The sequence below is a fragment of the Nonomuraea sp. GTA35 genome (genome assembly GCF_041950525.1).
In the GTDB taxonomy this organism is placed as follows: domain Bacteria; phylum Actinomycetota; class Actinomycetes; order Streptosporangiales; family Streptosporangiaceae; genus Nonomuraea.
The window spans coordinates 109487-127237 of the sequence record NZ_JBGNUV010000013.1 but is presented as its reverse complement, the minus strand read 5'-3'; the positions used below and the strand labels follow the sequence as shown (position 1 = coordinate 127237).

At 72.2% G+C, this 17751-nt stretch carries 16 protein-coding genes; 10 read left to right on the top strand and 6 right to left on the bottom strand.

All coding sequences use genetic code 11. The features are described from left to right. Positions 1 to 32: 32 nt before the first annotated feature. A complete protein-coding gene (locus tag ACBJ32_RS43415; protein ID WP_375131781.1) occupies positions 33 to 1016 on the bottom strand; it encodes an aldo/keto reductase in 984 nt (327 codons plus the stop codon). 112 nt (positions 1017 to 1128) lie between these two features. Here ACBJ32_RS43415 and ACBJ32_RS43410 point away from each other — a divergent pair, with 112 nt between their 5' ends. Beyond that, positions 1129 to 2382 (top strand): cytochrome P450, encoded by a 1254-nt coding sequence (locus ACBJ32_RS43410; RefSeq protein WP_375131780.1) that lies wholly within the window; start codon positions 1129 to 1131, stop codon positions 2380 to 2382. A 92-nt stretch (positions 2383 to 2474) separates the two neighbouring features. Then, positions 2475 to 3248: a serine hydrolase gene (locus ACBJ32_RS43405; RefSeq protein ID WP_375131779.1), complete on the top strand. Its 774-nt coding sequence runs from the start codon at positions 2475 to 2477 to the stop codon at positions 3246 to 3248. A gap of 143 nt (positions 3249 to 3391) precedes the next feature. On the opposite strand, the gene ACBJ32_RS43400 is transcribed toward ACBJ32_RS43405, so the two are convergent. After that, positions 3392 to 4345, bottom strand: a complete 954-nt coding sequence (locus ACBJ32_RS43400; protein WP_375131778.1) for an ABC transporter substrate-binding protein — start codon at positions 4343 to 4345, stop codon at positions 3392 to 3394. 209 nt (positions 4346 to 4554) lie between these two features. Between ACBJ32_RS43400 and ACBJ32_RS43395 the strand changes: the two genes are divergently transcribed. After that, positions 4555 to 4950, top strand: coding sequence for a hypothetical protein (locus ACBJ32_RS43395; RefSeq protein WP_375131777.1), 396 nt, complete (start codon positions 4555 to 4557; stop codon positions 4948 to 4950). Positions 4951 to 5025: 75 nt separating this feature from the next. Here the strand turns inward: ACBJ32_RS43395 and ACBJ32_RS43390 are convergent, their stop codons facing one another. Beyond that, positions 5026 to 6006, bottom strand: coding sequence for a LacI family DNA-binding transcriptional regulator (locus tag ACBJ32_RS43390; protein WP_375131776.1), 981 nt, complete (start codon positions 6004 to 6006; stop codon positions 5026 to 5028). Positions 6007 to 6078: 72 nt separating this feature from the next. Between ACBJ32_RS43390 and ACBJ32_RS43385 the strand changes: the two genes are divergently transcribed. Together ACBJ32_RS43385 and add are read left to right on the top strand one after the other, a co-directional pair. After that, a complete protein-coding gene (locus tag ACBJ32_RS43385; protein WP_375131774.1) occupies positions 6079 to 7083 on the top strand; it encodes a nucleoside hydrolase in 1005 nt (334 codons plus the stop codon). Then, positions 7080 to 8009: an adenosine deaminase gene (gene add / locus ACBJ32_RS43380; protein WP_375131773.1), complete on the top strand. Its 930-nt coding sequence runs from the start codon at positions 7080 to 7082 to the stop codon at positions 8007 to 8009. Before ACBJ32_RS43385 ends, add begins: the two co-directional genes overlap by 4 nt. A 72-nt stretch (positions 8010 to 8081) precedes the next feature. On the opposite strand, the gene ACBJ32_RS43375 is transcribed toward add, so the two are convergent. Together ACBJ32_RS43375 and ACBJ32_RS43370 are read right to left on the bottom strand one after the other, a co-directional pair. Then, positions 8082 to 8450: a hypothetical protein gene (locus ACBJ32_RS43375; protein ID WP_375131772.1), complete on the bottom strand. Its 369-nt coding sequence runs from the start codon at positions 8448 to 8450 to the stop codon at positions 8082 to 8084. A gap of 84 nt (positions 8451 to 8534) precedes the next feature. Further along, the gene (locus ACBJ32_RS43370; protein WP_375131771.1) at positions 8535 to 10871 is read right to left on the bottom strand and encodes a fibronectin type III domain-containing protein; all 2337 of its coding nucleotides are present in this window, start codon (positions 10869 to 10871) and stop codon (positions 8535 to 8537) included. A 216-nt stretch (positions 10872 to 11087) separates the two neighbouring features. Here ACBJ32_RS43370 and ACBJ32_RS43365 point away from each other — a divergent pair, with 216 nt between their 5' ends. The 5 genes from ACBJ32_RS43365 to ACBJ32_RS43345 are packed head-to-tail and all read left to right on the top strand — an operon-like array spanning position 11088 to position 17066. Then, positions 11088 to 12032: a carbohydrate ABC transporter permease gene (locus ACBJ32_RS43365; RefSeq protein WP_375131770.1), complete on the top strand. Its 945-nt coding sequence runs from the start codon at positions 11088 to 11090 to the stop codon at positions 12030 to 12032. A gap of 12 nt (positions 12033 to 12044) precedes the next feature. Continuing rightward, positions 12045 to 12926 carry a carbohydrate ABC transporter permease gene (locus ACBJ32_RS43360; protein ID WP_357878182.1) on the top strand — a complete coding sequence of 294 codons (882 nt, stop codon included), beginning with the start codon at positions 12045 to 12047 and terminating at the stop codon, positions 12924 to 12926. An 18-nt stretch (positions 12927 to 12944) separates the two neighbouring features. Further along, positions 12945 to 14312: an ABC transporter substrate-binding protein gene (locus tag ACBJ32_RS43355; protein WP_375131769.1), complete on the top strand. Its 1368-nt coding sequence runs from the start codon at positions 12945 to 12947 to the stop codon at positions 14310 to 14312. 32 nt (positions 14313 to 14344) lie between these two features. Next, positions 14345 to 15841, top strand: a complete 1497-nt coding sequence (locus ACBJ32_RS43350) for a glycoside hydrolase family 36 protein (RefSeq protein WP_375131768.1) — start codon at positions 14345 to 14347, stop codon at positions 15839 to 15841. 58 nt (positions 15842 to 15899) lie between these two features. After that, a complete protein-coding gene (locus ACBJ32_RS43345; RefSeq protein ID WP_375131767.1) occupies positions 15900 to 17066 on the top strand; it encodes an ROK family transcriptional regulator in 1167 nt (388 codons plus the stop codon). A gap of 7 nt (positions 17067 to 17073) precedes the next feature. Here ACBJ32_RS43345 and ACBJ32_RS43340 read toward each other — a convergent pair whose 3' ends face one another. Further along, positions 17074 to 17733 carry a response regulator transcription factor gene (locus ACBJ32_RS43340; RefSeq protein ID WP_357878194.1) on the bottom strand — a complete coding sequence of 220 codons (660 nt, stop codon included), beginning with the start codon at positions 17731 to 17733 and terminating at the stop codon, positions 17074 to 17076. Positions 17734 to 17751: the final 18 nt, after the last annotated feature.

The following is a 17751-nucleotide window of genomic DNA, read 5'->3' as shown; positions in this document are numbered from 1 at the left end:
ACCCGTCCGCCGGCGTCGAGGGGGCCGCCGGTTCAGGCCGGTCGTTGCAGCAGCTCGCCGATCCGGGCCAGCTCCGCCGCGCTCAGCGGCCCGTGCCGGAGCGCGGCCGCGTTCTCCTCGGCCTGGGCCACCGTCCTGATCCCGGGGATCGGCACCGTACGGTCGCTGCGGCCCAGCAGCCAGCCCAGCGCGCCCTGCGCGAGGGTACGGCCGCCGGAGGTCAGGATGTCGCGGATCGCCTCCATCATGGCGAGGAACTCCGGGGCGGGCCGGCCGTCGCGGAAGAGCGTCATCCACGCCGGAGAGTCCCCGCGCACGTCGTTCATCGGCAGCCGGGACTGCGGGCCGTACTTGCCGGACAGCAGCCCCATCGCCAGCGGCCCTCGGTTGACTGACGCGAGCTCGTGCGTCTCGCACACGGCCAGCATCGCCGGGGCGTCACGCAGGACGCTGAGCTCGTGCTGCACCGCCGCGCAGTGCGGGCCCTTGGCGAAGGCCGCCGCCCGTTCGGGGTCGTCGGTGCTCCACCCGTAGGCGCGGATCAGCCCGTCGTCGACGAGCTCCTCCAGCGTGGCGACCAGGTCGTCCACCTGCTCCAGCGGCGCGTCGCCGATGTGCAGCTGGTAGAGGTCGATGCGGTCGGTGCCCAGCCGGTCCAGCGACGCCCGGCAGGCCTGACGGATGTAGCCGGGTGAGAGGTCGCGGCCGGTGACGGTGCGGGTGCCCGCGTCGAAGACGTTGCCGAACTTGGTGGCGATGACCACCTCGTCCCGCCGTCCCGCCAGCGCCCTGCTGAGGACGCGCTCGCTGTGGCCGGTGCCGTAGACGTCGGCGGTGTCGAAGAAGGTGATCCCGAGGTCGAGCGCGCGGCGCACCGCCGCGACGGACTCCTCGTCGTCCACCTCTCCCCATCCCGCGGGCTTGCCGCCGGACGTGAACGGCCCGCCGATGGCCCAGGCGCCGAACCCGATGGCGCTCACCTGGATGCCGCTCCGTCCAAGCTGCCGAAATGTCATGTCAGGCTCCCTCGTGCCATGGACGCTGCCGAGGACGACGTTGCCACCTGGAGCGGGGTCCAGGTCAAGACGCACTGGCGCCCGATATGTCATCGGGCGGAGCATTCAGGTCATGACCACCCGCGATGACGCCATCCTGGTCGGGACTCCCGACTTCAAGGCCGACGCCCACGCCCGCTACGCCGAGCTGCGGGAACGGGGCCCGATCCACCGCGTGCGCTCCGCCGACGGCTCGACCGTCTGGCTGGTCGTCGGGTACGAGCTGGGCCGGGAGGCGCTGGCTCACCCGAAGCTGAGCAAGGACCCCGAGCCGTTCGCCCAGCGGCTGCGCGCCGCCGGGCAGCACATCATGCTCGCCGGCTCCGGCCTCGGCGGGAACATGCTGACCGCCGATCCCCCCGAGCACACCAGGCTGCGCCGCCTGGCCTCCAAGGCGTTCACCGCGGGCGCCGCCGAACGGCTCGCCCCGCGCATCGAGCAGCTCTCCCATCAGCTCGTGGACGCCTTCGCCCCCGCCGGCCAGGCCGACCTGGTCGCCTCGTTCACCAGGCCGCTGCCCATGGCGGTCATCTGCGAGCTGCTCGGCGTCCCCGAGGAGCGCCGCGCCGACCTGCAACGCTGGACCCGCGAGGGCATGAGCAACCCCTCGGAGAGGCAGCGGGCCGCCCTGCTGGCCCTCAACTCCTACCTGCGCGGCCTCCTCGACGCCAAGCGCCGCACCCCCGCCGGGGACCTGCTCTCCCAGCTCATCCGCGTGCACGACGACGACCACGGCCGCCTGTCCGACACAGAGCTGCTCGGCACCGCCGTCCTGCTGGTCGTGGCGGGCCACGAGACCACCGTGAACCTGCTGGGCAACGCCCTGGCCGCCCTCCTCGACCACCCGGAGCAGGCCGCGCGGCTCAGGGCGCGGCCGGATCTCGTCCCGGCGGCGGTGGAGGAGTTCCTGCGCTACGACGCTCCCGTCGAGACCACGCCCGCCCGCTTCGCCACCGAGGACCTCACCCTCGGCGGGCACCACATCCGCGCCGGTCAGGCCGTCGCGGTCGCCCTCACCTCGGCCAGCCGCGACGCCCTCCCGCCGGACGAGGCCGCCCGCCTCGACGTGACCCGCCCCGAGCCGCGGCATCTGGCCTTCGGTCACGGCATCCACTACTGCCTGGGCGCCCCGCTGGCGCGCGTCGAGGCCGCCGTCGGGCTGCGCGTGCTGCTGGCCCGGCTGCCCGGGCTGGCCTGGGCCGGCCCGTCGGCCGGGGTGCGCTGGCTGCCCGCCGGCATCACCCGCGGCCCCGTCGCCCTGCCCGTGCGGTTCGCCGCCTCCGTCATCCGGAAGGCCGTACCGGACGAAGGAGGGACAAACGGCTGACGCCGCACACATATCAGGTGGTGGTCCCGGCGCGCGGGGTGGCCGGGACCCACCACCCGGGGGACGCGCCGGGGGCGGTGCGCGCAAGGGGGATGGATGAACGTCGCTACGAACCGGGGGAAAGCGCACGTGCTCGGCCCGAACCGAGGGAAGGCGCGCGTGCTCACCACGAAACGGGGAAGGCCACGTTCCTGGGGCTGGGGCCGGGCGTCGCCGCCCACCCGTCCGTCCTGCGCGGGACGTCCGTCCTGCGGGGGACCGTCGCCGGTCCGGCCGAGCCGCTGGGCCGCCCGAAGAGCTCCTCGTTCAGCAAGCCGCTGACCCGGGCGATCGGCCAGTACCTCGGCGCCGTCCCCGGCCAGGTGGCGGTGTCGGTGCGGGACCTGTCGACCGGCCTGTCCTACTCCTACAACCCCGGGCTCAGGACGGCCACGGCCAGCATCGTCAAGGTCGACATCGTGATGGCGCTGCTGCTCAAGGCCCAGCGCCAGCGGCGCGGCCTGGCCGCCGGGGAGCAGCGGGCCGCCGCGCGGGCCATCCGGGTCAGCGACAACGCCGCCGCCTCGGCGCTGTGGTCGGCGATCGGCGGCGCGTCCGGGCTGGCCGCCGCGAACCGGCGCTTCGGCCTGCGCGAGACGAGGCCCGACCCGAGCGGCGCGTGGGGCTCGACCACCACCAGCGCGGCCGACCAGGTCCGGCTGCTGGCCGCGCTCACCTCGCCGCGGAGCCCGCTGTCCGCGAAGAACCGCCGGTACGTGCTGGGTCTCATGGGCGGTGTGACACCCGGGCAGGCGTGGGGTGTGAGCGCGGCATCTCCCACCGGCACGGCTCGATGGGCGCGGGCGTGCAGGCGGTGGGCAAGGTGAGCCGGCTCGTCACCGACACCCTGTCCCAGCAGGGCTGAGGTGCCGTGAGACCGTCTCCGGCCCGGCGGAGCCGAGGCGCCGTGAGACCATCCCTGGCCCGGCGGAGCCGAGGCGCCGTGCGACCTGGAGCGGCAGTCTTCCGGTCAGCCGCCCGTCGGCGCGAAGATCTGCCCCACGTCCGGCCTGGCCTTGAGGAACCCGAAGCCGTGCATGAGATCGGCCAGCTTCTGCACGCCGGCCCTGTCGGCCTCCATCGTGAACTCGCCGACCCGCATGGCCGCCGCCACGTCCGCGGGGATCTGCGTGTACGTCGGCACGACCTCGTCGATGGCCTTGCGGTCGGCCCCGGCGATCTGCTGCCCCTTGGCCAGCGCCCGGTGCAGAGCGGCGGCCGTCTTCGGGTACCTGGCCAGCCACTGCTCCGTGACGCCCCACCCGTCGATCGGCACGCCCGCCGTGGGCCCGCCGATGGTGTCGACGATCTGGACGGCGCCGTCCTTCCTGGCCGCGCTCAGGAACGGCTCCGCTAGCCAGGCCGCCTCCACCTTCCCCGAGGACAGCGCGCCGAGCTGGTCGGCGAAGGGCACGGCGACGAACTTGACGTCGTCCGGCTTGAGCCCGGCCTGCTGCAGGTGGGCGTTGACCACCGTGTGCCCGAGCGTCTTGAGGACGTTGACCGCGATGGTCTTGCCCTTCAGGTCGGCCACGGTCCTGATCGGCGACCCCTCGGCCACGACCACCGCGCAGAATCCCGGAGCGCCTCCCATCGTGTGCTGGAACAGCTTGAGCTTGGCGGCACCCGAGTCGTTGATCGTCATGAGCGAGACGTAGCTCGTCAGGAACGCGTCCATGCTGCCGTTGACGATCTTCGGCATGACGGCGGTGGGCGCCTGGATGATCTCGGTCTTGACGGTCAGCCCCTCCTCCTCGAAGAAGCCGCGCTTCTCGGCGATGAACAGCGACGCGGCCGACGCGACCGGCACCACGCCGATCAGCAGCTCGCTCTTCTCCAGCCCGCCGGAGGACGCGCCCCTCTGTCCCTCGCCCCCGCCGCCGTCTCCGCCACCGCACGCGCCGAGCGCCAGCGCCACTGCCATACCCGCGACAACGATCCTGGTCAGTCGCATCGCCACTGCCTTTCCGAGTCCGGTGGTGCAAGTGGAACGCGCCTGCCGAAGGCCCTGCCCAGCAGGCGGTTTGCACAGGATCTTGACTGCCTTGACAGCGTACGCCGGGGTTGTTTCACCCCGCATTCACCCGCGAAAAGGCGATGTATGACTCGTATTTCTTCTGTACGCTTGGCGGCGTGACGATCGAGAGCACACGCGCGGCGGTGACCTGGCCGCGAAGGCTCGCCTGGGGAGCGCTCGCGCTGTTCCTGGCCGCCTTCGCGGTCTTCGAGAGCGCCAAGTACGGGCTGCCCACCACGGCGGCCGCGCTGGCCTTCTTCGTCCTTCCCGACGCGGCCCGGCTCGCCGGAGCCCGCCTGCCGGGCCCGCTCCACCAAGCCGTGCACCGGGTGTGGATCCCGCTGGTGGTGCTGGTCGGCTACTCCTTCGGCCCGATCGTGTGGCCTCCGCTCTTCACCGCCGGCCTGAGCTGGCTCACCCGCATCGCCATCGATCGCACCTTCGGACGCAGGCCCCCTTCGTCCCGACCTGGCCGGGAGGCTTCTCACGACCTGGGCGGAACCGTCTCATGAACGTGGGCGGGCAGCTTATCATGAGGGCCCAAGCGGGCGGCTTCTCGTGAAGGACACGGACGGGAAGCTCGCCGATCAGCCGTCCTCACAACCGCAGCTACGCCTCCTGACCAGGGCCGCGCTCGGCGAGTACGGCGGAGACGCGCTGTCGAGCAACAGGTCGACGGCCTGCCGCGCCATCGCCGCGAGAGGCTGCCCGGTGGCGGTCAGCGACGGAGCGGTGTAGGCGCTGTCGGGGGTGCCGTCCAGGCCGATGACGGCCATCCCTCCCGGGACGGGCAGGCCGGTGGCGCAGGCCCCGGACAGCAGCCCGATGGCCTGCTCGTCCGTGGCCGCGATCACCGCTCTCGGCACGGCGCCCGTCGCCGCCAGCCGCCGGATCAGCGTGTCCGCCTCGGCACGGGCGTAGCCGGAGCGCAGCAGCACGCCCCGCCCTCCGGTGGCCGCCTGCCAGATCTCCCGCCGCCGGCCCACCGGGCCGGTGTCCTGCGGGCCCGCCAGGAAGGCGATCTCTTGGTGACCGTGTTCACGCAGGTGGGCGACCGCTTCCCGGACCGCTTGCCCATTGTCGGCCGTGACCAGCGGCGTGTCACCCGTGGCCGGCCCGTTGTGCAGGTAGACGGCGGGCACGCCGGCCGCCCGGGCGTGCGCGGCCACGTCGTCGCCCGCGTCGGCGGAGGCGATCACCAGGCCGTCGACCCGGGCGTCGAGGAAACGTTCGACGAGATGCCGCTGGCGCTCGGCCGAGTAGCCCGCGTTGCCGATGAGCATGAGCCGGCCGTGCCCCGCGAGCGCCTGCTCGACGTGCCCGGCCAGCGCGCCGAAGTACGGGTTGAGCGCGTCCGCCAGCACCAGGCCCACCACGCCGGTGGTGCGTGAGCGCAGCGCGCGGGCGATGCGGTTGGGGCGGTAGCCGAGCTCTTCGGCCGCGGCCAGCACGCGTTCGCGGGTCGCGGCGGCGACCGGGCGGGGGCCGTTGTTCATGACGTAGCTGACGACCGCCGTCGAGGTGCCGGCCCGGCGGGCCACGTCGGCCACGGTGATCTGCCTGCTCATGGGCTTTACATTCTCGCATCTAATCGATTAGATGTTGCATCCGTGGATCTAATCGATTAGACGAGGTAGCGCGTGCCGGGACTTCCCCTCCTCATCGACACCGACACCGGCTCGGACGACGCGGTGGCCCTGCTGCTGGCGGTCGCCGGCGACGACAACGCGTCCGCGGCCGGTGGTGATGTCCGCGCTGTGACCACCGTGGCGGGCAACGTGCCCCTGGCCACGGCCACCCGCAACGCCCTGATCACGCTGGGGCTGGCCGGGCGCGCCGACGTCCCCGTCCACCCCGGCTGCGACCGGCCGTTGACGCGCCCGCCGTCCACCGCCCAGCACGTTCACGGGCTCGACGGCATGGGCGACATCGGCCTGCCCGATCCGGCGCGCGGCCCCGCGGACGGCCATGCGGTGGACGTCCTGCTGTCCCTCCCCCGCCGCCACCCGGGCGAGCTGACGCTCGTCACCCTGGGCCCGCTCACCAACCTCGCCGCCGCCCTGCTCCGCGACCGCGACCTGCTGACCCGGTTCCGCCACGTCTACTGCATGGCGGGCGCGGCGGACCTGCGCGGCAACATCTCCCCCACCGCGGAGTTCAACGTCTGGGCCGACCCCGAGGCCGCCCGCATAGTGCTGCAGGCGGCCACGCCCGAACGGGTCACCTGGATCGGCTGGGACGTCTCGCGCAAGTACGCCGTCATGACCCCTGACGACCAGCGCCGCCTGGAAGGCCTCGGCACTCCCCTGGCCACCTTCACCCACCGGATCAACCGGACGGTCGCCGACTGGGCCCGTGACGTCACGGGTCTGGCCGGCTACGACCTCCCCGACCCCGTCGCGATGGCGGTGGCCCTGCGTCCCGAGCTGGTCCTCGGCAGCGAGCAGGCCCACGTGGACGTGGCGGTCGGCGACGAGGCCCGCGGCCAGCTCGTCATCGACCGCCGGCGCGCGGCGCCCCCGCCCAACCTGACCCTGATCCGCCGGGTCGACGAGCCGGGCTTCAAACGGCTGCTCTTCGACACCCTCACCACCACACCCCTGGACGCCTGCACCCCCGCGCCGCTGACGGAAGGACCCGCATGACCGGCCGCCACGACCTACACTGCCACCTCGACGGCTCCGTACGCCCCGCCACGATCGCCGAGCTGGCCCGCGAGCAGGGCATCGCCGTGGACCGTCCGGTGGCGGAGCTGGTCACCGCGCCTCCCGTCTGCGGCAGCCTGACCCGGTACCTCACCTACTTCGACCTGCCGCTGCGAGTCCTGCAGACCCCCGAGGCGCTGCGCCGGGCGGCGCGCGAGCTGGTCGAGGACTGGGGCGCCGACGGCGTCGTCCACGGCGAGGCGAGGTTCGCGCCGCAGCAGCACGGGCGGCTGGGCATGACGCCGGACGAAGCGGTGTCGGCGGTCGCCGCGGGGCTGGCGGAGGGACGCGCCGCGACGGGCGTGCGGACGGCGCTGCTGCTGTGCTGCCTGCGCCACCAGAGCCCGGAGGAGAGCCTCGCCGTCGCCGACCTCGCCGTACGGCGCCGCGACGTGGTCGGCGGACTCGACCTGGCCGGCGACGAGCGGCTGTATCCCGGCGCGCCGCACCGGCCCGCCTTCGACCTGGCGCACCGGGCGGGGCTGCCGTGCACCGTGCACGCGGGCGAGGCGGCGGGGGCCGAGAGCGTGTGGGAGGCGATCGAGGTGCTCGGCGCCCGCCGGATCGGCCACGGCGTGCGCTGTGCCGAGGACGGCGCGCTGCTCGAACGCCTGCGCCGTGACCGGATCACGCTGGAGACGTGCCCGGTCAGCAACGTGCAGACCGGCGCCGTCCCCAGCCTGGCCGTCCATCCCGCCACCCGGCTGCTGGCGGCGGGCCTCGCCGTCACCGTCGGTACGGACGCGCGCACCACGTCCGCCACCTCGCTGACGCGGGAGTTCGCCGCCCTGCGCGAGGCGGCCGGCTGGACCGGGGAGCAGGAGCGGTTGGTACAGGAGCACGCCGCCGCCGGCGCCTTCAGCTGACGGCCGACCCGATGACTGCGAGCCCGATGGCTGCGAGCCCGATGGCTGCGAGCCCGATGACTGCCGGCCCGGTCACCGTCCCAGGTCCGCGCGGCGGCGGTAGACGCCGTAGAGCCCGCCGGCCAGGGAGATGCCCATGATGGCGAGCAGCCGGACCCCGTCGGAACCCCCGGTCACGTTGAGCTCGCCGACAGGATGGGTGAGGAAGCCGGTGGCCAGCGTCCAGGTCAGGACCCCCGTCACCACTGCGGCCCACAGGTCGGCCGCGACCACCGCGTACAGGCACGCGGCCACCCCCATGACGGCGAACCGCGCCTCGACCTGGGTGTCGGGAACCAGCAGGGCGGTGATCGCGCACGCGGCGACCGCCACGAAGAACCCGATACCGATCAGGAGTTCGGTGGGGCGCCGGCCGAAGGGCTTGGGGCTGCGGAGGAACATAAGTCCCCATTCAAGGGGGGCACGGGGGTTCGAGCAACCTGCCTACCGGTGAGGGGGCCGGGTTGCGCCCCGGCCCCCGGGGTGTCACTGGAACGAGATGGAGTCGATGGTGATGGTGCTGTTGCCGCCGTGCCAGAAGCTCATCGCGAGCTGGCCGGGTGACGAGCGGTTGATGCCGTTGGCCGCCATCGGGAGCTTGATGTCCTGGTACGCGGTGGTGATGGCCGGGTGGCCGCCACCGTCGAGGGTGAAGTCGCCGAAGGCCTTGGTCACGCCACCGAGGCCGAGGTGGAAGTGGCTCTGCTCGCCTCCTGCCGCTCCCTTGATCCGGATGACGAGATGGGTGTACGCGGACAGGCCGGTGTTGACGTCGCTGCCAAACCAGCCGCAGTTGTCGTAGCGCAGGCCGAGCGCCCCGCCGGACACGGCGCCCGAGCCGCCGCCGTTGAGGAAGCAGTTGCCGCCGGTCCACTTGCCCAGGTCGTTGCGCGCGGCCGACGGGTAGGCCGGGTTGCCGTCGAAGTCGTCGAGCACCAGGCCCGCGGTCGACGACGGGAGGGTGGTGACGGTGACGGGCGCCGACGCGGCCGAGGTGTTGCCCGCCGCGTCGTACGCCTTGACGGTGTAGGTGTAGGAGGTCGCGGGGCTCAGCCCGGTGTCGGTGAACGAGGTCGTCGCCGAGGTGCCGACCTCGGTGGAGCCGCGGTAGACGCGGTATCCGGCCACGCCGACGTTGTCCGTGGACGCCGTCCAGGACAGGGCGACCGAGCCGGCGGTGCGGGACGGGGAGGTCAGACCGGCGGGCGCGGTGGGCGCGGTGGTGTCGGTGCCGCCGCCGGAGCCGACGGTGACCGGGCCGAGGCCGAGCCAGCCGTCCGCGCCCTGGGTGGCGTTGGCGAAGCGGAGCTTCTTGGCGTTCGCCGAGACGGCTTCCAGCGGGTTCTTCACCCGCAGGACCCACTGGTAGCTCCCGCTGGGCACGCCGGAGAGGTTCACGCCGGTCTGGAAGTACTGCGGGTAGCCGTGGTCCAGGTAGGCCGGGTCGGAGCCGACGCCCCAGTCGGGGAACGCGCGGATCTTGAGCGGCATGACCGTGCGCAGGTCCCACGGCGTGTCGAACGTCTTGACCACGGTCCCGGCGCTGTTCTTCAGCCCGAGGGTGAGCGTCCACGGGTAGTAGAACGGGGCCACGCCGTTGTTGCTGATCCGCACGCCGACGTTCGTGGTGCCGCTCGCGGTGTTCTTGAAGTAGGCGTTGTCGACGGTGAGGTTGTAGCCCATGAGCCGGACGGCGGCCGCGACGTTCGGATCGCCGGCCGGGTAGTTCACGCTCTGCTCGTTGATCTTCCAGGTGGTGTGCTCCAGCTCGATGCACGCCTTCATGTTGTCGACCTGGCCGGAGCCGCCGGGCCAGGACGCGAACGCCGACGTCTGGATCTCGGGCCTGACCTCGCCGCCCATCGACGCGGTGATCCACTTGTTCTCGGCGCCCACGTTGAGCGCCCGCTGGAGCTGGGCCCAGCCGGCGCCGCCGAGCGACTGCGGCAGCGTGACGCCGGCGAGCGGCGAGCCTTCCCGGTAGCAGAAGGAGTCGTCGTGGTAGCCGATGTCGAGGTTCGTCGCCGCGCCCGCCGCCGAGTCGGGGTAGCGCAGCTCCAGCTTGGTCTTGTCGAAGGCGTCGTCGTAGGCCCGCAGGATCTGCGCGGCGTGCGCGTCGGTCGGCATGAAGTTCGGGTACGAGTCGCCGCCGGTGTCGGTGTCGTACGGCCAGGTGTGCCACTCGCCCCAGAGCCCGATGAGGCCCAGGTGGATGAACCCGATGCGCGGGTCGCCGTCGTAGCGGGCGCCGAAGGCCGCGATGAAGTCGCCGAGCGCGTCGAGCAGGTACGGGTTGTCGTAGTCGGGGCTGGTGGTGCTCCAGTAGGTGTTGGTCCGGTACGTGACGTGGCCGTCGAAGCAGCGCGGGATGGCGTTGGCCGGGTGGGTGCCGCTGCCGCCGGGATACTCCAGGTAGAAGCGCACGGCGGCCTGGTTGCCGTACGAGGCGATCTCGTTCAGCGCGCTGTCGAGCAAAGACCAGTTGATCTTCGAGCAGTCGGCCGGGTCGGTCATCACCTCTGACAGGCCGAAGTAGCTCCACGTGAGGGAGTGCGGGTAGCCGGTGTTCTGGTCGCTGCCCGGCCAGTAGAAGCGGGCGAAGCCCTTGAGCGGGTTGTCCAGCGGCGCGGGCGCGGCCGTCAGCGGGTGTGCCTGGAGCGACGGGTCGGGCGACGCGGGGGCCTGCGGCCGGGGCGGGACCCCGCCGGGGACCGGCGCGAGCGCCCACGCCTGGGCGGCCGGGAACAGGGCCAGCGCGACGGCGGCCAGGGCGGCTAACAGGGCCTGGCGAAGCCGCCGCGACGGCCGTACGGGGACAGGCATGGGTGAGAAACCTCCGGGATACGTGGCTGCAGGCGGGTCGCCGCGGACCCGCCACGTGGGGGTTGACGTGGGACGGAAGGAACTCGGAGACGTTGCCGCAGCTCACCAAGATATGAGGAGCTATTGACAAACTTCCGATGCCCCACATCATTATTCGGGAGTCACTCCGTGACAAGAGGGCAATTTCACCAAGCGCCGAGGACGATGATGAGAACGATGCGGACCGAGGAACGGTCGCAGGCCGCCGAGCCGCCGGACGACACCGGCGCCCCCCGGCGAAGACGGCCCCGGCCGCGTGACGACCGCCGGGCGGCCTGGCTCTTCCTGATCCCCGCCCTCGCCGGCTTCGTGATCTTCTACGGCTACCCGACCGTGCGCGGCGTCTGGTACTCGCTGACGGACTACAACCTGCTCAACGACCCCGCGTTCGTCGGCGGCGAGAACTACGCCCAGCTCGTGCGCGACCCCCAGTTCTGGCACTCGCTCGGGGTCACCGTCTACTACGTCGTGATCAACATCGGCTCGCAGATCCTGCTCGGGCTGCTCCTGGCCGCGCTCATGCACCGCCTCACCCGGTCGGTGGCGCTGCGCGCGATGTTGCTGCTGCCGTGGCTGGTGCCGAACGTCACCGTCGCCCTGCTGTGGATCTGGCTGCTCGACGCCGACCTCGGCTTCGTCAACCACCTGCTCAAGGCGCTCGGCTTCGACACCATCGGCTTCTTCGTCTCGCCCGACTGGGCCATGCCGACGATCGGCATGGTCAACACCTGGGCCTACACCGGCTACACCGCGCTGCTGCTCTACGCCGGCATGCTGCAGATCCCGCCGCACCTGTACGAGAGCGCCGCCCTCGACGGCGCCGGCGAGCTGCGCATGTTCCGCTCGGTCACGCTGCCGATGTTGCGGCCCGTCCTCGCCCTGGTGCTGGTGGTCTCGCTGATCGGATCGTTCCAGATCTTCGACACGGTCGCCGTGGCCGCGGGCGGCCGCGGGGCGACCAGCGCGATCAGGGTCATCTACTACTTCATCTACCAGCAGGCCTTCCAGTACTTCCACATGGGTTACGCCTCTGCGGCGGCGCTGCTGCTCGCGCTCATCCTCGGCGTGCTCACGGTCGTGCAGTTGCGGCTGCTGCGGGCGTCCCGCTCGGACCTGGCCTGAGGAGGCAACACGATGCGGCGCATCTCCACTCTCGGCCGGCTGCCCGCCTGGGCCGTCCTGGTCGTGGCCCTGGTGCTCACGATCTTCCCCTTCTACTGGATGGTCCGCACGGCGCTCACCCCCGCCGCCGACCTCTACGCCGACAGCGGCGCCCTGTTCCCCAGCAACCCGACCCTGGTGAACTTCCAGCGCATCCTCGGGCTCACCAGCCAGGAGGAGGCGCGCGCGGCGGGCGGCTCCGGCGCGCAGATCGACTTCGCCCGCTACCTGCTCAACTCCGTCGTCTACAGCGGCCTGATCGCGACGCTGCAGACGTTCTTCTGCGCGATGGCCGGGTACGCGTTCGCCCGGCTCCGCTTCCCCGGCCGCGAGCTGGTCTTCGGCGTCATGATCGCGGCGCTCATGGTGCCGCCGATCTTCACGCTGCTGCCCAACTTCGTGCTGGTGAAGAACCTCGACTGGGTGAACACGTTCGCCGGCATGGTGGCGCCGTCGATCCTGATGACCCCGTTCGCGGTCTTCTTCCTGCGGCAGTTCTTCCTGTCCATCCCGCGCGACGTGGAGGAGGCGGCCCGGCTCGACGGCAACGGCGCGTGGGGCATCTTCTGGCGCATCGTGCTGCCGATGAGCCGCGGGCCGCTGATCACCATCGGGCTCACCACCACGGTGTGGGCGTGGAAGGACTACCTGTGGCCGCTGCTGGTCGGGCGTGAGGAGGAGACCCGCGTCCTGACCGTCGCGCTCGGCGTCTTCCTGCAGCAGTCGCCCAACACCCGGCCCGACTGGACCGGTCTCATGGCCGGCTCGACCCTCTCGGTGCTGCCGGTCCTGATCCTGCTGATTCTCCTCGGCCGGCGGCTGGTCCAGTCGCTCAACTTCTCCGGAATCAAGTAACCCCCCGAAAGAGGCATCATGAACACCACCAAGCGGGCAGGCATGGCGCTGCTGTCGCTGGCACTGGCCGGCACGCTCGCCGCCTGCGGCTCCGGCGGCGACGGCGACCCGCAGAGCGGCGCGGCCGGCGGCAAGGTCACGATCGACTACTGGCTCTGGGACGACAAGCAGCTCCCGGCGTACCAGGCCTGCGCCGACGCCTTCCAGAAGGCCAACCCCAACATCTCCGTCAAGATCACCCAGACGGCGTGGGCGCAGTACTGGCAGAACCTCACCACCCAGCTCGCCGCCGGCCAGGCCCCGGACGTGTGGACCGACCACGGCTCCTACTACCCGCAGTTCGTCAGCAGCGGCCAGATCCTGGACATCCAGCCGTTCGTGACCCGCGACAAGGTGGACCTGGCCCAGTACCAGGAGGGCCTGGCCGACCTGTGGGTGAAGGACGGCAAGCGGTACGGCCTGCCCAAGGACTGGGACACCGTCGCGCTCGTCTACAACAGCACGATGCTGGAGGAGCAGAAGGTCAAGCCGGACGAGATGGCCGAGCTCACCTGGAACCCCACCGACGGTGGCACGCTCCAGCAGGTCATCGCCAAGCTCACGGTGGACGAGAGCGGCCGCAACGGCCTCGACCCGGCCTTCGACAAGGCCAAGGTCAAGGTGTACGGCTTCCTGCCCGAGTGGGGCGACGGCTCCCAGGGCCAGAACGGCTGGGGCGACCTGGCCGTGGCCAACGGCTGGACCTACCTCGACAAGAACCCCTGGGGCACGCAGTACAAGTACGACGACCCCAAGCTCGCCCAGGTCATCGACTGGTACAAGCAGCTCATCGACAAGGGGTACGCGCCGAAGTTCGACAAGCAGTCCACCCTGGGCAGGGACGCGGTGCTCAACGCCGGCAAGGGCGCGATGTCCTTCGCCGGGTCGTGGACGATCAACACCTTCCTCGGCTCCGACGCCGAGCAGAAGTTCGCCCTCGCGCCGATGCCCCTCGGCCCGGCCGGCGTGCGCAAGACCGCCATCAACGGCCTGTCCGACGCGATCTTCGCCGGCACGGAGCACAAGGAGGAGGCGTGGAAGTGGGTGAAGTTCCTCGGCTCGGCCGACTGCCAGAACATCGTCGCGGACAACGCCGTCGTCTTCCCCGCGGTCAAGGCGGCCAGCGAGAAGGCCGCGGCCGCCCACGAGGCCAAGGGGCGTGACGTGAAGGCGTACCTCGACCCGACCAAGACGCAGGGCGGCACGTTCCTGCTGCCCATCACCGACCACGGCAACGAGATCAGCCAGATCGTGCAGGACGCCATCCAGTCGATCGTCCTCGGCCAGATCGGCACCGCCGAGGGGCTGAAGAAGGCCAACGACCAGGTCAACGCGCTGTTCACCTGATCGAAGCGACGTACACCGAGAAAAGGAGCATCATGCCGCTGCTCGTCGAGCTGGCAGGCCGTACCGTAGCCCTTGAGCCGACCGGCTCCGAGCCACTGGAGAAGATCGACGGCGGGCTCGTGCTGCCGCCGGGCCGGGTGGCCGTGCTGCACGGCCTCGGCGACGCGCTGTTCTACCGGCACGGACAGAACTCGTGGAGCCCGTGCGGGTGGCGGCGGCTGTCCGAGCCGCCGCTGCGCATCGCCGACCCGCGGCGCCGCACCACCGCCGACGACCCCGTCTGGGACGACCCGGCCCGCCACCACTCCTCTGCCGTCGCCGCCCTGCAGGGCGACGACGGGCGGGTCCTGCTGCTCGGCGCGCTCGGCATCGGCACCCCGCGCCTGACGGCCGACCGCGACACGCTCGCCGGCTGGTACGAGGAGGACGGGGCGCCGTGGTTCCTCGCCTACGGCGAAGAGGAGGAGGTCTTCGGCGCCTACACCCGCGCGCTGGCCGCCCGCCTGGGCACCGGCGGGCACCGCGCGGGCAACGTCTGGTGCAGCTGGTACGCCTACTACGAGGGCATCACCGAGTCGATCCTGGCCAAGGACATCGACGCGCTGAACGGGCTGCCGTTCGACGTGCTGCAGGTCGACGACGGCTGGGAGGAGATGGTCGGCGACTGGGAGCCGAACTCCGGGTTCCCGTCCGGGATGCGCGCCCTGGCCGGCCGGATCGCCGGCGCCGGGATGACGCCGGGGCTGTGGCTGGCCCCGTTCATCGTGCTGCCGGGCTCGCGCACCGCGCGCGAGCGGCCCGAGCTGCTGCTGCGCGACGAGCGGGGCGAGCCCGTGATCGCCGGATACAACTGGGGCACCGGCTACTGGGCGCTGGACCTGTCCAAGCCCGAGGCGCTCGAGCACGTGGAGCGGCTCATCCGGCGGGTCGTGCACGAGTGGGGTTTCCGCTACCTCAAGCTCGACTTCATCAACGCGGGCGCCGCCCCCGGCGTGCGGCAGGGCAGGCTCGGCCGCGAGCGCGCCTACCGGGAGGCGCTGGAGCTGATCAGGCGGACGGCGGGACCGGAGGTGTACCTGCTGGGCAGCGGCGCGATCCTGCTGCCCTCGCTCGGCCTGCTCGACGGGTTGCGCAGCGGCCCCGACGTGGCGCCGATGTGGCAGAACTACGCCAGCGACGACCCGTCCGACGCGATGGCGCGCAACGCCGTGGTCAACACGCTGCACCGGCTGTGGCACGCGCCGCTGGCCGAGGTGGACCCGGACGTGGTGTACTTCCGCAGCCGCCTCAACCTGCTCAGCGAGCAGCAGCTCGGCTGGCTGCGCGACCTGGCCACGGTGTGCGGCTTCCGGGCGGTGTCGGACCCGCCCGCGTGGCTGCGGGAGGAGGAGCTGGCGGACATGACGGCGTACCTGTCGGCCAGCCCGGCCGTCGTGCGCAAGGGCCGGTACGTGTTCGCCGTCGACGGCAGGGAGGTGGACTTCGGCCCGGCCGTCGCCCCTGACGGGCAGTGGTATCCGATCTCCTGAGGTCGCATTACCCTTTTGTCAAGAGCGCATCGTTAGTCAGGGGATCTAGGGGGCGACGGTGACCGAGCAGGTCACGACCGGGACGGACGTGAACCGGATGCGAGAGCTCAACGCGCTCAGCATCGTCAGGGCGCTGCGGGGCAACCCGCCGGCCACCGTCACGGAGCTGGCCGCCCGCACCGGGCTGTCCCGGCCGGGCACGGACGTCATCGTGCAGGGCCTGGTCGCCGACGGGTGGCTCACCGTCGTCGAGCCCGACGGCAGCAGCATCGTCGGGCGCCCCGCCCGCCGCTACCGGTTCAACGCCGGCACCGGTCACGTGGTCGGCGTGGACGTCGGCGCCCACAAGGTGCTGGCGATGCTCGCCGACCTCGACGGCACGGTCGCGGCGACCAGCCGGCTGCCGGTCGACCCCGACGCCGACCCGGCGGCGCGGCTGGCCGTCGTCGACGCGGCCGTCGACGAGTGCCTGGCCACGGCCGGCCTGCGCCCCGACGAGATCTGGGCGATCAGCGTCGGGGTGACGGGGCCGGTCGACGCCAGCGGCCGTACCGCCCTGTTCACGCCGCTGCCCGGGTGGGAGAGCGTGAGCCCGGCCGAGCATCTGGCCGCGCGCTTCTCCTGCCCCGTCCAGGTGGAGAACGACTGCAAGCTGGCCGCGCTCGCCGAGCGCTGGCAGGGGGCGGCCCGCGACGCCGACGACATCGTCTACCTGCTGGCGGGCATGCGCACCGGCGCCGGCCTGATCATCGACGGCACGCTGCGGCGCGGCTACGGCGGCGCCGCGGGCGAGATCGGCGCGCTGCGCGCCGTCCGCTGGCTCACCGCGCCCTCCCACCTGCAGAGCTGCCCGAGCCTGCCCGCGGGCATCGACACCGACGACGCGGCCGCCTGGGTGTTCAACGCCGCCCGCTCCGGCGACAAGGCGGCCAGGACCGCCGTCCGCCGTTACACCCGCGACCTCGCCGTCGGCACCGCCGCCCTGGTGCTCACCCTCGACCCGCAGGTCGTCGTCCTCGGCGGCGGCTTCTCCCGCTCCGCCGACCTCATCCTCGACCAGCTCGCCCGCGAGCTCGGCCGCACCTGCCTGCGCGTCCCCGAGATCCGCGCCTCCACGCTGGGCGCCGAGAGCGTCGCCCTGGGCGCGCTGCGCCTGGCGCTCAACGAGGTGGACGCCCGCCTGTTCGAGGCGGGCCTGCCCGCGCCGGCCGCACCGCGCGCCTGACCAGGACTCAGGTCACCAGGCCGTTGCGGTAGGCGTAGACCACCGCCTGCACGCGGTCACGCAGGTCGAGCTTGGTGAGGATGCGCGACACGTACGTCTTGACGGTCTCCTGGCTGATCACCAGCGTGGCGGCGATCTCGCTGTTGGACAGGCCGTCGGCGATGAGGCGCAGCACCTCCAGCTCGCGCGGGGTCAGCGCGACGTCGTCGGAGTTGTGCTCGGCGGGACGGATCCGGGAGGCGTACCTGCCGACGAGCTGCCGGGTCACCTCCGGCGCCAGCAGCGCGGCGCCGGCCGCTACGGTGCGGATGCCGTGCAGGAGCTGCCCCGGCGGGGCGTCCTTGAGCAGGAACCCGCTGGCCCCCGCGCGCAGCGCCTCGTAGACGTACTCGTCCAGGTTGAACGTGGTCACCACGAGCACCTTGACGGGGTCCGCCACCCCGGCGCCGGCCAGCAGGCGGGTCGCCTCGATGCCGTCGAGCACCGGCATGCGCACGTCCATGACCACGATGTCGGGGCTCAGCCGGCCGGCGAGGTCGACCGCGGCGCGGCCGTCGCCGCACTCGCCCACCACCTCCAGGTCGGGCTGGGCGTCGATGATGGTGGCGAAACCGGTGCGGATCAGCGCCTGGTCGTCGCAGACCAGGACCCGGACCGGCGCGGTCACGCCGTGCTCCCCGCGGGG

Excerpts from the sequence above, each read along its gene's own strand:
- ACBJ32_RS43415 (WP_375131781.1), bottom strand. The coding sequence starts at position 1,016 with ATGACATTTCGGCAGCTTGGACGGAGCGGCATCCAGGTGAGCGCCATC.
- ACBJ32_RS43410 (WP_375131780.1), top strand. The coding sequence starts at position 1,129 with ATGACCACCCGCGATGACGCCATCCTGGTCGGGACTCCCGACTTCAAG.
- ACBJ32_RS43405 (WP_375131779.1), top strand. The coding sequence starts at position 2,475 with ATGGATGAACGTCGCTACGAACCGGGGGAAAGCGCACGTGCTCGGCCC.
- ACBJ32_RS43400 (WP_375131778.1), bottom strand. The coding sequence starts at position 4,345 with ATGGCAGTGGCGCTGGCGCTCGGCGCGTGCGGTGGCGGAGACGGCGGC.
- ACBJ32_RS43390 (WP_375131776.1), bottom strand. The coding sequence starts at position 6,006 with ATGAGCAGGCAGATCACCGTGGCCGACGTGGCCCGCCGGGCCGGCACC.
- add (WP_375131773.1), top strand. The coding sequence starts at position 7,080 with ATGACCGGCCGCCACGACCTACACTGCCACCTCGACGGCTCCGTACGC.
- ACBJ32_RS43375 (WP_375131772.1), bottom strand. The coding sequence starts at position 8,450 with ATGTTCCTCCGCAGCCCCAAGCCCTTCGGCCGGCGCCCCACCGAACTC.
- ACBJ32_RS43370 (WP_375131771.1), bottom strand. The coding sequence starts at position 10,871 with ATGCCTGTCCCCGTACGGCCGTCGCGGCGGCTTCGCCAGGCCCTGTTA.
- ACBJ32_RS43365 (WP_375131770.1), top strand. The coding sequence starts at position 11,088 with ATGCGGACCGAGGAACGGTCGCAGGCCGCCGAGCCGCCGGACGACACC.
- ACBJ32_RS43360 (WP_357878182.1), top strand. The coding sequence starts at position 12,045 with ATGCGGCGCATCTCCACTCTCGGCCGGCTGCCCGCCTGGGCCGTCCTG.
- ACBJ32_RS43355 (WP_375131769.1), top strand. The coding sequence starts at position 12,945 with ATGAACACCACCAAGCGGGCAGGCATGGCGCTGCTGTCGCTGGCACTG.
- ACBJ32_RS43350 (WP_375131768.1), top strand. The coding sequence starts at position 14,345 with ATGCCGCTGCTCGTCGAGCTGGCAGGCCGTACCGTAGCCCTTGAGCCG.